General features: G+C 65.0%; 13 protein-coding genes. 7 read left to right on the top strand and 6 right to left on the bottom strand.

The genetic code is table 11. From position 1 onward, the window contains the following. Positions 1–2 precede the first annotated feature (2 nt). The 3 genes from A5787_RS26735 to A5787_RS14535 form a co-directional block, all read right to left on the bottom strand. Positions 3–278: a hypothetical protein gene (locus tag A5787_RS26735; protein ID WP_082977224.1), complete on the bottom strand. Its 276-nt coding sequence runs from the start codon at positions 276–278 to the stop codon at positions 3–5. 271 nt (positions 279–549) lie between these two features. After that, positions 550–1698, bottom strand: a complete 1149-nt coding sequence (locus A5787_RS14530; RefSeq protein WP_066967940.1) for a PPE family protein — start codon at positions 1696–1698, stop codon at positions 550–552. 17 nt (positions 1699–1715) lie between these two features. Then, positions 1716–2018 (bottom strand): PE family protein, encoded by a 303-nt coding sequence (locus A5787_RS14535; RefSeq protein ID WP_066967943.1) that lies wholly within the window; start codon positions 2016–2018, stop codon positions 1716–1718. A gap of 360 nt (positions 2019–2378) precedes the next feature. Here A5787_RS14535 and A5787_RS28500 point away from each other — a divergent pair, with 360 nt between their 5' ends. Further along, the gene (locus A5787_RS28500; protein WP_255361724.1) at positions 2379–2507 is read left to right on the top strand and encodes a hypothetical protein; all 129 of its coding nucleotides are present in this window, start codon (positions 2379–2381) and stop codon (positions 2505–2507) included. Between the two features lie 139 nt (positions 2508–2646). Here A5787_RS28500 and A5787_RS14540 read toward each other — a convergent pair whose 3' ends face one another. Further along, complete coding sequence (locus A5787_RS14540) at positions 2647–4167, bottom strand: carboxylesterase/lipase family protein (RefSeq protein WP_231993986.1); 1521 nt, start codon at positions 4165–4167, stop codon at positions 2647–2649. Positions 4168–4979: 812 nt separating this feature from the next. Here A5787_RS14540 and A5787_RS14545 point away from each other — a divergent pair. The 3 genes from A5787_RS14545 (at position 4980) to A5787_RS14555 (ending at position 6682) form a co-directional block, all read left to right on the top strand. Then, positions 4980–5624: a hypothetical protein gene (locus tag A5787_RS14545; RefSeq protein ID WP_066967946.1), complete on the top strand. Its 645-nt coding sequence runs from the start codon at positions 4980–4982 to the stop codon at positions 5622–5624. A 10-nt stretch (positions 5625–5634) separates the two neighbouring features. Continuing rightward, complete coding sequence (locus A5787_RS14550) at positions 5635–6273, top strand: hypothetical protein (RefSeq protein WP_066967949.1); 639 nt, start codon at positions 5635–5637, stop codon at positions 6271–6273. Between the two features lie 127 nt (positions 6274–6400). Beyond that, the gene (locus A5787_RS14555) at positions 6401–6682 is read left to right on the top strand and encodes a hypothetical protein (protein ID WP_082977226.1); all 282 of its coding nucleotides are present in this window, start codon (positions 6401–6403) and stop codon (positions 6680–6682) included. A gap of 108 nt (positions 6683–6790) precedes the next feature. Here A5787_RS14555 and A5787_RS14560 read toward each other — a convergent pair whose 3' ends face one another. Beyond that, complete coding sequence (locus tag A5787_RS14560; protein WP_066967952.1) at positions 6791–7978, bottom strand: sensor histidine kinase; 1188 nt, start codon at positions 7976–7978, stop codon at positions 6791–6793. Positions 7979–8684: 706 nt separating this feature from the next. On the opposite strand from A5787_RS14560, the gene A5787_RS14565 reads away from it, so the two are divergent. Beyond that, positions 8685–9332 (top strand): response regulator, encoded by a 648-nt coding sequence (locus A5787_RS14565; protein WP_066967955.1) that lies wholly within the window; start codon positions 8685–8687, stop codon positions 9330–9332. 467 nt (positions 9333–9799) lie between these two features. Further along, entirely contained in the window at positions 9800–10984 is a 1185-nt protein-coding gene (locus A5787_RS14570) for an NAD(P)-dependent oxidoreductase (protein WP_156763954.1), read from the top strand. A 26-nt stretch (positions 10985–11010) separates the two neighbouring features. Here the strand turns inward: A5787_RS14570 and A5787_RS14575 are convergent, their stop codons facing one another. Next, the gene (locus tag A5787_RS14575) at positions 11011–12729 is read right to left on the bottom strand and encodes an MFS transporter (RefSeq protein ID WP_066967958.1); all 1719 of its coding nucleotides are present in this window, start codon (positions 12727–12729) and stop codon (positions 11011–11013) included. A 1121-nt stretch (positions 12730–13850) separates the two neighbouring features. Between A5787_RS14575 and A5787_RS14580 the strand changes: the two genes are divergently transcribed. Beyond that, entirely contained in the window at positions 13851–14498 is a 648-nt protein-coding gene (locus tag A5787_RS14580; RefSeq protein WP_066968162.1) for a response regulator transcription factor, read from the top strand. Positions 14499–14569: the final 71 nt, after the last annotated feature.

Below are 14569 nucleotides of genomic sequence, written 5' to 3' on the forward strand. Positions count from 1 at the left end.
GACTAGCCCGTGCCGACGCATCCGCTGACGTTGACGTGCCGACCCACGTTGGCACATACGCTGACGCTGCCGGCCGGAGCCGGCGGCGGCGGGGGTGGAGCGGATTCCGCTGCCGATGGCGGCGGGTAATACGCCGGCGGCGGTACGTATTGTTCGACGGTGCCGGCGATGTCGGTGCACCCGCCAACAGAGACGCGGGCCCCGCCGACGCTTGCACAGGCGTCGGCTCGGGCGTGGGCGGGGACCGCGACGCTGACGGCCACCGCCACTGCGGCCATCGCGAAGACCCGCGCGCCGGCTGATAACCAAGACCGCGCGCGCCCAGACGCCTCGTGCGTCGGCTCTGTGTCGTTCCACATCGGTAATGCAGTGCCGTTCATTTCGATCCGTACTTGTCGGTGAATTTCCTTCACCGCCCACTCTCGTCCGGCCACGACTCCAGGTACCTCGGACAAATGGCCGATCTGGCGGACGAAAGTTCCTCCCCCCATCGGGGGAGGGCAGCGGTCTCCGCAGGGTGGGTGCCGGCGTTCTGGCAGTGCTGCGCTGTTATCCAGCCATAACCGGACGTGCCATCACGGTGAGGCGCGATCCGTATCGCGGTGTGGATTCGCCACCACTTCGACCGGCGCTCGTCGCCATCGGTATTCCGGGCATGCCCGGCCCGCCTTCCGCAACCGTCGGCGTGGCGCCCAGACCGCTACCCGACAACGCCGCCATGCCGGGGGTCTTCGGCGGGGCCGCTGCGCCCCAGCCCGGCGGTGCGGACATCGCCCCGACCGATACAGCATTGCCCAGCCTCGCCGAGATCGCCGCCCCACCGGCGCCGTGACCTGCTGAAGCCATCGCGCCGGCACCGGAACCCACTTCCTCTGCGGGCGATCCCAACGCCGCTATCTCTGCGGCGCCGGGTTTGGCAACGAGGCCGTTGACAGTGCCTATGCACCCCATGCACGTGCTCACGACCGTCGAAGCCACGACACTTATGCTGGCAATCGACTGCACGATGGTGTACACCCAAAGCGGCGGCGTGGCCACCGCTAGCGCCTGTAGCGCATGGGGTACCTCCGATACCACCCGTCGCGCGGCCGAAAGGTCGATGTGCGAGCGGGTTCCGGCCAAGTTGCTCGCCGCCGCGGCAACGGCGGCCGCCTGCCCGGCCAGTCCGGCCAGGTTGGTAGTCGGCGCCGGCCCCGTGAACGGTGTCAGTGTTGCCGCGGCGGCCGATGCGGCGGCGTAGGCGTACATCGCGGCGGCGTCCTGGGCCCACATCTCGGCGTAGAGGGCTTCGGTGGCCGCGATCGCCGGGGTGTTCTGACCGAGAATGTTGGTCGCAATCAGCGACATCAGCAGAGCACGGTTGGCCGCGACCATCGGCGGGGGCACGGTCATGGCGTGCGCCGCCTCATAGGCAGCCGCGGCAGCGTTGGCCTGCACATGCGCCTCGGTAGCCTGATCGGCGGTCGAACTCAACCACGACACGTAGGCTTTGGTCGCGGCGGCCATCGATATCGATGAGGGGCCCAGCCACACCCCACTGGTCAGCCCACAGATCACCGACGCGTACGCGGCTGCCGCCGAGTGCAACTCGGCGGCCAGCTCGCTCCATGCTGCCGCTGCCACTAGCAGCGACCTGCATCCGGGGCCGGAATACATTCGGCCGGAGTTGATTTCCGGCGGCAACGCTGCGAAATCCATTTCTCGTCCCCTGGCGGCTAGTCCGAGGCCGTGATCGCGTTGGCGGCCTCAGTGGCCGCATATGAACCGGCGCTGGTCCGTAGAGTGGTGGTGAACAGTTCGTGAATCTCCATGGCATGGGCGCTCACTGCCTGATACATCTGGGCGTGAATGACGAACTGCGCTGTCGTTACTGCCGATACCTCGTCGGCGGCAGCCGGAATCACCCCGGCGGTGGGGGCAGCCGCGACCGAGCTCCGGGCGTTTATCGCGACGCCCACACTCTGCAAGTCACCAGCCGCCGCCGCAAGCAGTTCTGGGACAGTCGCTACGAACGACACTGACGTCTCCTATCGCTGACGGTGCGAGATGTGTGATCGCGGTCGGTTATCGGATTCACTTTGCGTGATCGCAACCACACCATTACGGTCCTGCATCGATTCGGTGATGCCCATCGGCGGACTGGCTAGAACCGGGGATGAATCTGCACCCCCCGATTGACGGAGCCGTTTCGCAATGCGGGTACGGGTCGCGGTTCGTTGGCCGAACGGCCGTAGTGACAGCGGATTCCGTCGATCGGGGGATGGGCAGCCGTTCGCGTCGGGGGGCATTTAACGGAGTGACACTGACGAATCCTCGCGAGACAGTTGTCGAGAGGTTGCCGGATAAACAGTCATACGGCATGAATTACGACGCGCAGAATGGGGATCAGGATGGACGTGATATGCATCGTTCTGGCGATATTCGTCCTGTTGGCGGAGACGATGAATCTGCTGCCGGTCATCAAGGATTGTCTGCGTTCGGCGCCCGCGATGACGCCGCGCCGCTGAGCCGGCCTGCCCGAAGGGACGACCCCGAGCTCCCGCCCCCGCGCCGCCGAGAACTGAACTGGTTCGGCCCTTTTCGACGGCACTCTGGATTCCGTCCACCAATGGAGACGCTGGCTTGAGCCGTAACACCGCGGGCCACCTAGCGGAAGTTCAGCGGCTGGCCTCCCCATGCAGCGCGGATGCGCACGTCGATATCGTGGGTGACCGTGTCGCACTTGTCGATGATCAGACAGGCCCGGTCGACCCCCTGATATGAAGTCCACTCCGGTTCGCCGGGTAGGCCCGTCGGCTTCGAGTGGGTCGCGAAGTTCAGCCACCGGGCGCGGATCCGCCCGGAAACGGCCTTCCCGGTCTTCAGGCCGCCGAGCCGGAATGTGACGTCCTTCGGGCCCTGGACGAGATTGCCGAAGATATAAGGCAACTCGGCCGCATGTGTGGCGCCGAGACGCAGGACGCGCAGCATCGGCGTCGTCCAGTCGAACCGGTAGACGTATACCGGCGCGACCGCCCGGTGGCCTTCTGCGAACCACAGCGACGGCATCCGGAAGCCGAGGTCACATGCCACACCCATCCCCCGGGCCTTCACTCGGATGCCGGAGTAGGCGGAGCCAATCTGCGCCTCGGTCGGCAGTTGCACCCCGGGCTGCTCTGCGGCGATCTTGGTGAACATCGCGCGGATCGCCTTCGGCGTGATCGGCATCAGTGGCGACTTCATCCACCGGAACAGCGTGGCCTCGTCCTTGTTGGTGCCAATGATCAGCGGCACCGGATGTGAACGGCCCTCGCGGGCGAGCTTCACCGGATAGTCCGGCACCAGGTCACCGTCGACGATCGGAGCGAACGCCAGCGTTCCGGGGGTCAGTTGCGGTACGTTCTCGAACACCTCCTTGGAGACGTCGATGAGCACCTCGATCGGGAGAACGCGTAGCTGGTCGACATCGGTGTCGAGCCTGTCCAGCACCATCTCGGCGACCCGCCGCGCGCGTGCGCTGTCGTAAACCGAAGTCGCGGGCGAACTTTGCGCGATGGCGCCGGCGAACAGCCCCTCGGTCGCCGGCGTAGTCAGCAAGGTGGTGACGATCGAGCCGCCGGCCGATTCGCCGAACAGTGTGACGCGGCCGGGATCCCCGCCGAACGCGGCGATGTTGTCGCGCACCCAGCGCAGTCCGGCGATCACATCACGCAAGCCGATGTTGGAGTCGAACTGCTGCGACGGTGTGCTGAACGAGGACAGGTCCAAAAATCCCAGCGCGCCCAAGCGATAGTTGATCGTCACGACCATGACGTCGCCGCCGCCGGCCAGCGCTCCACCGTGGTAGAGCGGCTGGCTGGCGGATCCGAAAATATAAGCGCCGCCGTGCACCCACACCATGACGGGCTTCGCGTCGCCCGGCTTGGTGTCCGACGATGCCCAGACGTTGAGTGTCAGGCAGTCTTCATGCTGCGGCGCACCGAGATCGAGCGGGACGGCCGGGTCCGTCGGCTGCGGGCAGACGGACCCGGGTCGCGTCGCGTCGGCGGGTTCGGTCCACGGCTCGGGTGGCTGCGGCGCACGCCAGCGCAGCTGGCCGACCGGCGGCGTGGCATACCGGATGCCCTGCCATGACTTGGTGCACCCATCGTCGCGGCCGCGCACCGGGCCGTAGTTGGTAGCGATCACCGGGTAACCGTCCGACGGCGCTAGACCTGCCTCCCGGCACACCCGGTGGAGGAGGATTCGATCACGTTCGATCTGCGTCATATCGAGTTCCACACCCGAGGGTCATTGTCGCCGCGATCATTCACGACAACCACGTTCGGATGCCAGGGCCGGCGGCCGCGCCTTCGTCTCGCTCGGACCGCCGCGGGAATTCTTTGTCGTCGGGCAGTTCACCCGATGGCACTTTCAGCACGCTACGACCGGTGGCTCGCCGGTTGTTGCGGCTGGTTGAAGTCGTGCGCATATCCGCACGTTACGGCCGACCGCGCGGGCAATGGATCCGCCTATCAGACGTTTCGGGGCAGTGGTCTTGCTCCCCCGATCGGGGGGCCGGTCGCTGGGTGTGGGCATGTCACGCGCGCCGGGCGCCGGTTGTATGCACACTCGTTTCCGAGTGGTCAATGTCGCTCGCAGATCATCCGGTAGCCGGAAGGCACCTGGTCACCCCCGCGGCCCGATCGGGGGATGTTCGTTGAGCCACACGCGTTTTACGCTCGGCCGATGAGCGTGACGGCGCGCACGCGAGACGTGAGGGCATGTACTGATCGGGCAACGCCAAACACCCGGACCGCCGTGGTCGGTCGGAAAGCATTCGCCCGCTACCCGCGAATTATCTGGTTGCCGCTCACACTGATGCATGAGGTGGACGAGGTGTTGCTGCGCGACCTTTGGACTCGGTGCTATCTCGACGGTGAAGGCTTATACGAACTGGCGGACGACACCACGGCGTCAGCGCAACACCATCCCCACGCCGGCCGAGACCGTCTCGGATCATGATTGCCGTACTGTCCCTGTATCGTCCGCGCCTCGAGGAATTCCTGGCGTCGCGCGGTCAGAAGACCATCGCGTTGATACCGGACAGCGTCCGACGGCTACGCGAGTCCACCCGGCCGCAGTATCGCATCACGTCGATCGACCGTTGGGACAACTACAACGCACTTGCCGGCCTCGCAAGCCAATTCGAAGCGCTCGGGGTGACCGCCGTTGCCACAATCGATGAACCTTGCATTCGGGCTGCCGCTTTCCTGCGAGACCTGTTGGGCCTGGCCGGGCAAGACCATCACAGCGCCGTCGCGTGCACCGACAAGTCGGTGATGAAGTCGCGCCTGACGGCCGCGGGCATCCGCGTGGCCGAGCACCGCGTCGTGCGCAGCGGGGCCCACATCCGCGAATTCCTCGACGCGACCGGCGGTGACATCATCGTCAAACCGCGCTGCGGCTTCGGCTCCATCAACACACATCGCGTCAACCACGACAACTTCGACCACCTCGCGTCGCGGGGCGCGTTCGGCGCGCCGGGCGAGCTGCCCGCATACTTTCAATCCACGACCATCAGCACAGCCAGTGGTCGCATCAGCTACCTGGCCGAGCGGTGCATCGACGTCGCCGCCGAATACCACTGCGATTCTGTTCCATGAGGGCACGCAAGTGCATTGCCTGGCCGGCCGCTATTCCAAGCCGATTCTGTCGGACCCCGCGGTTGGATCGGTGTGGCTGGACCCCTACTCTGCCGAAGCGGCCGAAGTATGCGCGCTGACCCGCGCCGCCGCTTCGGCGTTGGGCGTCACCCATGGTTTCGGGCACTGCGAGGTCTTTAGGGACCGATCGGGCCAGTGGCTGGTGGGTGAATTCGCCGCACGTCCCGGCGGTCTGATGATTCCCCGAATGCTGCAGCTGCGCTACGGAATAGACAACCTCTCGCTCATGGCTGACCAACTCGTCGGGCACCAGCCGGCCACCGAACCGGCGACGCACTTGGCGGGCTCCATCGCCTGGCGCGCCATACCCATCGATCCCGGCGTCATCACGGCCATGCCCGACGAGGCGTACATGCTGAGTTTGCCCGGTGTCATCGAGGTTCAGATCATGTTGCGGCCCGGGGACTCCACCACCGGCCTTCCAGCCTCGATGTATCACGCGGCCTACATCGTCTGCATCGGCGACACCCCCCGGCAAGCCGAAGAGCGCGCCCAAGACGCTCTAAACGCCTGCCGGATAACAGTCGACCCGCGGCCCGATCGCATCATCCGCGATATTCGGGCCAACAACCGGTGGCTTCGTCGATGATCCCGATATTCAGGGCCCATTCGGGCGTAACGCATTTCGGTCTTCGCGGGTTGCGGAAGGCCGGCAGCGACGGAACGTGGGCCGCCGCAGACGCGGGCAACGAGCAAAAGAAACGGAAGAGAGGCCAGTGGTGGGTGATGACGAGACGGGACATGGCGAGAGGGGGATACGCAACGGCGCACTGCTGTCAATGAAGTACCCGGACGAGCACAACGGACGGTTCGTGTTCGTTCCAGCTGCCCTCGCCGCGACGATCGCGTCGGCGGCATATCTGATTGGTGTACAGCGCCAGCGGACACTCGAGCGCCGCCCCACGATAAGGCATATCACTCCCCGAAGGGAGCTGCACATGATCGGTGCCGCGGTGCTCGCCCAGACCGTCGTCGTGGTTCTCACGCTTTTCGTGTGACGGAGACGCGATGTTCAACTAACACGCCAACGTAACTGACATGACCGCTGCGCCCGGAAAACCCTTCTGCCCGAGCCTAATTCCGGGCCCCGAGCTCGCGCCTTGGAGTCACCGCCGCAGCGGCAGCCTTACGTGTACATGTGCCCCCACGGGTGCGTCGACGATTCTGAACGTTCCGCCGGCGGCTTCGACACGCGCGCGTTGCGAGGCTAGACCGATGTGGCCCTCGGCGAGACGGCGCGCCGCGACATCACCCGTGAACCCGATGCCGTCGTCGGCCACATCGAGACGGCACACACCATCGACGACCGCAATCGTGACTGACGCATGGGCCGCACGGGAATGACGGACCAGGTTCGACAGCAACTCGCGGGCGACCCCGAATATCATGGGATCGACGGCGTTTCGGCCGGTGTATTCAATGTCGGTTGTGATCGTGATGCCTGACCGATCGGCGGTGAGCGACGCTAACTTTTCCACCGCGGCCCCCAGGCCCACCTGCTCGAGCACGGCGGGATGAAGCTCGAAGGTCACATCCCGCAGTCGCGCTGAGGCGTTTTGCAGGCTGGCGACCGCTCTGTCGAGCTCTGTGGCCGGGGCTCGCTTGAGGTAGTCCACGATGTCTCGACGCGCCGCCAGTACATCCTGCAACGGGCCGTCGTGGATCGATTCACTGATTTGACGCCGCTGCGCCTCCGAAGCCGTCATAGTATCGGCGAGCAGCGCCTCACGGGAAGTGGTTAACTCAGCAATTTCGTCTTCATACCGTGTCCGAACGACGGTGACGACTAGCCTTGTGCCGCAAAAGAATGCGTACATCGCCACCAGAAGCGCGCTTTGAGCCCAGCCGATCCGCGGCACAGTTGCCGGGTCTCGTAGGAACTCTGCCGCGAAGACTACGAAGATCCCTGCCAAAACCACCGCAGACGGTCGCCAGGACACCCCAATGGCGACCAGGACCGGCAACAGCCCCATCACCAACAGCGGAAGGTATCCGCCTGGAGACAACATCTTGAAGCCCACCAAGGCGATGATGTCCACCAAAGTGAGCATCAACACCAATGCGTCGCCGGTGACCAAGTAACTGACGCGAGAAAACACCAATATTGCCGCCGACACCGCGATGAGTGCGTACACGGCGATCAGCACACCCTGCTTCGCCTGTGCGCCGGGATGGTTGCCGACAAACACGGCGCTGATCATGATGGCAAGCACGCCGATACGAAATGCATATCCGGCGCGTAGCGACCGTAACCGGTGCCTGCGTCGTACCCTGTTGAGATCCGTCGTGCTCATTTGTTACCTAAACATGTGGTCATCAGAGGACGATCGCCGCGCTGGGATGCGGCGAGATCTGATCGTCGTCCGTGAACGCGGCGAATGCAATGCCCAACTGGACCGCCCGGACACCGAACCGGAATGGTTCGCGCCGCGACCATGAAAGAACCGCGCTGCGTCAAAATGTCCCCCGGACGCGGCCATTGGCGGGCGTGCGCAACTCATACAAACAATTATTCGCAGTAAGAGAACGCGGCGTGGATCCGCCGACTGGCCGATCGGGGAGAGGGCACTAAGTCCCCCATTACCCGGGGCGATCCTCATCGGTGGTCCGGGCGGGGCTGAACGCCGACACCCCTGGGCAAGCACCGTGCAGAGCGTCCAGAAAGTTCCGTTAATGATGCACGACTTCCACGCCACCGGGCCACGGCGCCGTGCCGCAGTCGGGAGTTCCTCCCCTTTAGTCCTTCGCAATAAGTTCCGAGAAAGGCTCCTGTCGCGGCCGGCGGCATTCTGGTATGCCTTAAATGGCTAACGCGCCGATCACCCTAGGTCAGGAGGATTAGTGACGGGCAGAGGCCTCCACGTGCGCTAAAGCTGTGCCGACGGGCGCTGCCTCTCGTTTTGTCAAACAAGCTCGGCGCGCGCCGCAGCAAGCGACAATGACGAAAGCGCTCGCGCCGGGGCGCCTGCCTTAACTATCTGGATGGCACGGGAGCAACCCATGACATACCCCTCGAAGCGGATCAGAGTCGTCGTGGCCGACGACCACCCTCTCACTCGTCAAGGCATCGTTCGCGCTCTTAACGCGAGCGGAAAGATCGAAGTCGTCGCGGAGGTGGCCGATGGCCGCGCTGCGCTGTCCGCCATCCGCGAACTACAGCCAGCCGTGGCCCTGCTCGACTATCGGATGCCCGACCTCGACGGCCTGGCTGTGATTCACGCGGTGACCCGTGATGGTCTGCCAACCAATGTGGTGCTGCTCAGCGCTTTTGATGACAGTTCGATGGTCTACCAGGCTCTGGCAGAAGGCGCTTCGGGCTATGTGACGAAGGAATCCGACAGCGACGAGATCGTGGCGGCAGTGTTGAAGTGCGCCAGTGGCACTGGGTATCTGTCCTCCCAGCTGGCCGGCGGTTTGACCGATGAGGTCAAACGCCGCGCGAAGGGTGATGCGGCATTGCTCACCGCGCGCGAGAGTGAAGTGGTGCGGATGATGGCCGACGGGTTGTCGGTTCCCCAGATCGCGTTGCGACTGCATTTGGCAGCCAGCACCGTCAAGTCGCACGTGCAGAATCTCTACGAAAAGCTCGGTGTGTCTGACCGAGGCGCTGCGGTGGCCGAGGCGATGCGGCGTCGACTGGTGGAATGATCCACACCCGCTCTGGCTCACCGCTGCAGCTGTAACTACGCCATCCACGACGCGAACATTGCCGTCCGGTCACCGCAATAAGTCGGGTGGGCCCCGAACCGGTTGCGGCAACAATCTGCTCGGCGGCGGTTTTCAGAGTTATGCGGCATCACCCTGTGAGAGGGTCCTCTGCCAATCAGACGGCACGGTGACCTCGCCGGCGGCGTACGCGTAAGCGGGCGTACTGCGGCGGCCGGTGGTTTGGGTGTTGATTCGTGACAGAGCGCCCACATAGTTCGAGCCCGGTGAGCCGTCAAAGACCGGTTCTCCCCCAATTGGGGGAGAACCTTGCCTACCCTGGTCCCTCCGTTTACCCGGCAGACGTCCTTCGGCCACGACGAGATAGTTGGCGTATCACCAGCACGCAAGGGAAGACACAACACCTAACGGGAGTACCCATGAGCAACGCCGCAGCACGCGCAGCCATCATGACCCCGTGCCCCGATGCGCGACGCGCAACGCTGCGCGCGGGCACCGCCAAGGCCAAGCCACGGGTACTCGTAACCGGTAGCTCCGGTCACCTGGGCGAGGCCCTTGTGCGCGCCGTGCACGGCCGCGGTGCGGACGTCATCGGGCTCGACGTGCGACCGTCGAGGTGGACCGATGTTGTTGGTTCCGTGAATGATCCAGGATTGCTGCAGGAGGTCATGACTGGCGTCGACGTGGTGTTCCACACGGCGACGCTGCACAAGCCGCAGCTGGCGTTCCTGCCAAGCCAGGCGTTTGTGGACACCAACATCAGCGGCACGCACTGCCTGCTCGGCGCCGCGGTTGTCGCCGGCGTTCGCGCGTTCGTGATGACATCCTCGACGACGGTGTACGGCGACGCGCTGGTGCCGCCATCGCGGATGCCGGCGGCGTGGATCGACGAATCGGTGGCGCCGATCCCGAAGAATATCTATGGCGTGACCAAAGCCGCCGCCGAGGACCTCTGTCAGTTGGCGCACCGCAACGATGGCCTTGCCTGCGTCGTGCTGCGGGTGGCGCGGTTCTTCGCCGACGCCGACGACATGCCAGGGCATGACGCCGGCTATAGCGACGAGGCCGTGAAGGCCAACGAGTATGCGTCTCGCCGCGTCGCGCTCGAAGACGCCGTCGACGCCCACCTCCAAGCGGCCCAGCGGGCGCCTCGGCTTGGCTTTGGGCGTTACGTCATATCGGCCACCACACCGTTTGCCCGGGATGACATGACTGACCTGCGAACTGACGCGGCCGCGGTATTCGCGCGGCGGGCTCCGCTGGCCGCGGCGGAATGGGTCCGGCGCGGCTGGCGTTTTCCCAACCGCCTCGACCGTGTCTACGTCAACGCCAAGGCTCGGCACGACCTGGGGTGGTGTCCGCGTTTCGATCTGAACGCAATCGCCGCCAGAGTTGCGGGTGGTGACCCCGTTCAGACGCCGCTATCGCAACTGGTCGGGTCCAAAGAGTACGCCGACAGTCTGTACCACGTCGGGGTTTTCGACCCGACAAGCGCTGAGTTGCAAGCGAATCGGCATTCACCCGGCGTGCTGCCCAACGACAGTCGTGATGACCTCGTGTGGCGGCGAGATGAGCGACCTTACGCGAACGCCGGCACGTCGTCACAGGTTCGCAGCTATGCCGAGGCGAAGTAGGGGCTAGCCGACCGCGTCGGCTGTGCTCAACGCGACGCCGCACCACTTGCTGTGCGATCACCGTTCTCGCGTCCTAATCGACCCCTGACGACGATTATGTGGGGCGGTCGACGACGCCGCGTGATCGCCGGCGGACCGGATGTTGCGGCTCGGTGGTCGACCGCGATTGCGGCCCGGGAGTTGCCGCCGCGTCGCACAAACATGGCCAGTACCGAGCCGACGGCAGCGCAGATCGCGGCCACCATCATCGACGCCTGCAGCCCTTCCATGAATGCGGCGTGGCTGCCGTTGGCCACCGCTTGCGCGAGCGACGCCGGCATGTCTGGCGCCGTGGGAGCCACGCCTTGCGCGACGAGGCCCTGTGCACCGGAAAGCTTTTCCGCGACGGGCCCGGGCGTTCCGGCGGCCGTGAGAGCACCGACGAGCGCCGAGCCGACACGGCTGGACAACACCGAGCCGAGGATCGTCGTCCCGAGCACTCCGCCCAGTTGCACCGCCGTGCTCTGCAGGCCGCCGGCCACCCCGGCGTCGTCGACGCTGGCGTTGCCGACGATCGCTCCCGAACTGGCAGTCACGACCAGGCCGATGCCGACACCCAGCAACACGAACGCCGGCCACATCGCCTGGTAGCCCGAATCGGGGTGCAGAAATGTCAGCCAGAACAGAGCGACCGCAACGGTAGCCAGGCCGCCGACCATCGCCGGACGCGAGCCCAGCCTCGCGGTGAGGACGCCGCTCAGCGGCGGGGTCACCATCAGTGCCAGGCTCAGCGGCAACGCGCGGATACCGGCCTGCACGGGGCTGAGCCCTTGCACGTTCTGCAGATACAACGACATGAGGAAGGGCGCGCCAAACAACGCGAAGTAGTTCACGATCAGCACCAGGGTGCCGATCGACAGCGACCGGTTCGCGAACAGCCGCATCGGCAACAGCGGGTAGGGAGCGTGAAACTCGATCATCACGAACAGCCCGACAACGAGCACACCCCCAATCAGGCATGCCGGCGTCTTGGTGTCGAGCCAGCCCCAGTGCGGCCCCTCGATCAGCCCGTACACGATGAGGACCAGACCGCAGGACAGCGTCACGATGCCCGGCACGTCGAGGTGTTCGTTGCGCTCACTGCGCTTCTCGATAATTGCCAGCGTGCCGAACAGCAGCGCGGCCGCCGCGATCGGCGCGTTGATGTAGAAGATCGATTGCCAGCCAACGCCCTCGACCAGCAGCCCCCCGACGATCGGTCCTGCGGCGATCGACACGCCCGACGTGGCGCCCCAGATACCTATGGCGGTGCTGAGCTTCTCGGGCGCAAAGGTGCTGCGCACGATCGCCAGGCAGCTGGGCATCAGCAGCGCCCCAAAAACGCCCTGCAGCGTGCGGAGCGCGATCACGCCGTCGACGGTGCCGATCAACCCGATGCCAACCGATGTCGCGGCGAACCCGCTGACGCCGACAAGAAACATCTGACGGCGACCGAGCCGGTCGCCCAACTTGCCGCCGAAGATCAGCAGCGCCGCGAGCGCGAGCAGGTATGCGTTGGTGATCCACTGCAGGTCGATCAGCGAGGCGTGCAGATCGATGGCGATGCGCGGGTTCGCGATCGCCACCGCTGACCCGTCGAGGCCGACCATGACGCTGCCGATCGAGACCGCGGCGAGTGTCCACCACGGATTGGCGCGCATCCCGCTCTTGATGGACGCGCGGTTCCGCCGGCTGACATCACCGGTCACACCGGGAAACTTGTTCATTCTCAGGCCTTTCCAGCCCATGCAGCTGATCGCAATCACCGCAAACCAAAGATGCAGCCGGTGCCTTCGCAACCAGTCCAATTGATCCACCGGACGACATCAACACCTGCTCTACCACTGACGGCCGACGCGGGTACTGGTGCAGTTTCGGCCCCGGTGGGTACCGGCGGCGGTGGCGGTGGCCTGTAGCACTGACCACGTGAAACGCGGGAGCGGGTCACGTTGTGGCACACACCGGCGTGAGCGATCCCCGCTGTCGCGATCGTGACCGCTTCGGCAATTCCGGTAAGCGCCAGCACTGAAACAGCCGCCGCGACACACCTGCGCGACCGCTGAGTAGTGCGTCGTGCCTGCCCGGCACCCCCCGCCCGGCCGACGGTCGTGTTGTTCATGTGCAAAGCTCCTAATTCGGCGCGCGGTCGGTCTTTTCCGCCGATGTTCGTTCCGGTCACCGAACACCTTTTCAGCGTGATGGCTCGGTGTCCTTCGGGTAAATGTCGGAATCGGTGGGTGAGAAGCTCACCCCCTATTGACGGGGCGGCGCACAACGCATCCAGTAGGCATGTGATCTGGACTGGGCGTCCGCCACCTAATCCTTTGGTTTAAGCCGGTGGTTGGCACAGTGCCCTGTTTGCCGCAAGACAGAGCATTTGCTGCGGCAGCGACTGCGGACGCGCAAGACAGCATGTGAGTGTGCGCCGCGTGCCGGAGCATCCCCTTTGTGGCCGGTGTAGCCGAGAATCGGGCCACGCCGGCGCCACTGATTGGCGCGCTGTCAAGGCCGTTTGATGCCGGTGCACCGATGTTGCTGGTACCCAACACCTTCCGTGCGGCGCAGGCCATGTCTTCCAGTGATCGGCTGATGCCAAGCGGATTGTCGATGCCGGATGGTGCATGCGCGTCCGAGCGCGTCCGTTGTCCGTACCCACCTATTGGGGGAGGAGTTTTCATCCGCCCGTCCCCTCACTCAGCCGACAGACGACTCGGCGCCCGGGCGGAATAGTGATCGAAATGAACTGCACTACGCCCCGCGCATGCATCAGCCGAAGCGGTGATCGCCGAGGACCGAATGGCCTGTCTTGGATAGTTGGTGGTTGTGGGTTACGTGGCCGGAGGAGCGCATGACGAACTCCGCGCAGCGGGTGAGGATCATCGTCGCCGACGATCACCCGATAACTCGGGAGGGGGTCGTCCGGGCTCTGAACTCAAGCGGCAGGGCCGAAGTTGTCGCCGAAGTGGCTGACGGCCGTGCCGCGCTGGCCGCTATCCGAGAACTTCGGCCCGCCGTCGCCCTGCTCGATTTGAAGATGCCCGAACTCGATGGCCTTGAAGTTATCCACGCGGTGTTGCGTGATCAGATACCAACCAATGTCGTGTTGCTCAGCGCATTCGATGACAATTCGGTTGTCTACAAGGCTCTCGCCGAAGGCGCCACGGGCTACTTGACGAAGGAGGCCGACAGCGACGAAATCGTCGCCGCGGTCGTCAAGTGTGCGTCAGGCGCCACGTACCTTTCGGCGCATTTGGCCGGTGGCTTGGCCGCCGAGGTCAAACATCGGGCTAAGGGCGAGGCGACGCTGCTGACGCCGCGCGAGCATGAGGTGGTGCGGGGAATCGCCGACGGGCTATCGGTCCCCCAGATCGCGGATCAGCTGCATCTGGGAGCCAGCACGGTGAAGACACATGTGCAGAACCTCTACGAGAAGCTCGGTGTGTCTGACCGTGGCGCTGCCGTGGCCGAGGCGATGCGCCGTCGACTTGTGGAATGATCCCACGGTCGCGGGCTATGGCCGCGGCGGCGCTCGACGCGGATGTCTGCCTCCGTGCCAGTCAACCGGTT

Origin of the sequence: Mycobacterium sp. 852002-50816_SCH5313054-b (genome assembly GCF_001667185.1) — a bacterium.
Taxonomy (GTDB): domain Bacteria; phylum Actinomycetota; class Actinomycetes; order Mycobacteriales; family Mycobacteriaceae; genus Mycobacterium.

What these genes read in the sequence shown, in the direction of transcription:
- A5787_RS14580 (WP_066968162.1), top strand. Translation starts at nt 13,851, where the DNA reads ATGACGAACTCCGCGCAGCGGGTGAGGATCATCGTCGCCGACGATCAC.
- A5787_RS14575 (WP_066967958.1), bottom strand. Translation starts at nt 12,729, where the DNA reads ATGAACAAGTTTCCCGGTGTGACCGGTGATGTCAGCCGGCGGAACCGC.
- A5787_RS14565 (WP_066967955.1), top strand. Translation starts at nt 8,685, where the DNA reads ATGACATACCCCTCGAAGCGGATCAGAGTCGTCGTGGCCGACGACCAC.
- A5787_RS14570 (WP_156763954.1), top strand. Translation starts at nt 9,800, where the DNA reads ATGACCCCGTGCCCCGATGCGCGACGCGCAACGCTGCGCGCGGGCACC.
- A5787_RS14560 (WP_066967952.1), bottom strand. Translation starts at nt 7,978, where the DNA reads ATGAGCACGACGGATCTCAACAGGGTACGACGCAGGCACCGGTTACGG.
- A5787_RS26735 (WP_082977224.1), bottom strand. Translation starts at nt 278, where the DNA reads ATGGCCGCAGTGGCGGTGGCCGTCAGCGTCGCGGTCCCCGCCCACGCC.
- A5787_RS28500 (WP_255361724.1), top strand. Translation starts at nt 2,379, where the DNA reads ATGGGGATCAGGATGGACGTGATATGCATCGTTCTGGCGATATTCGTC.
- A5787_RS14530 (WP_066967940.1), bottom strand. Translation starts at nt 1,698, where the DNA reads ATGGATTTCGCAGCGTTGCCGCCGGAAATCAACTCCGGCCGAATGTAT.
- A5787_RS14545 (WP_066967946.1), top strand. Translation starts at nt 4,980, where the DNA reads ATGATTGCCGTACTGTCCCTGTATCGTCCGCGCCTCGAGGAATTCCTG.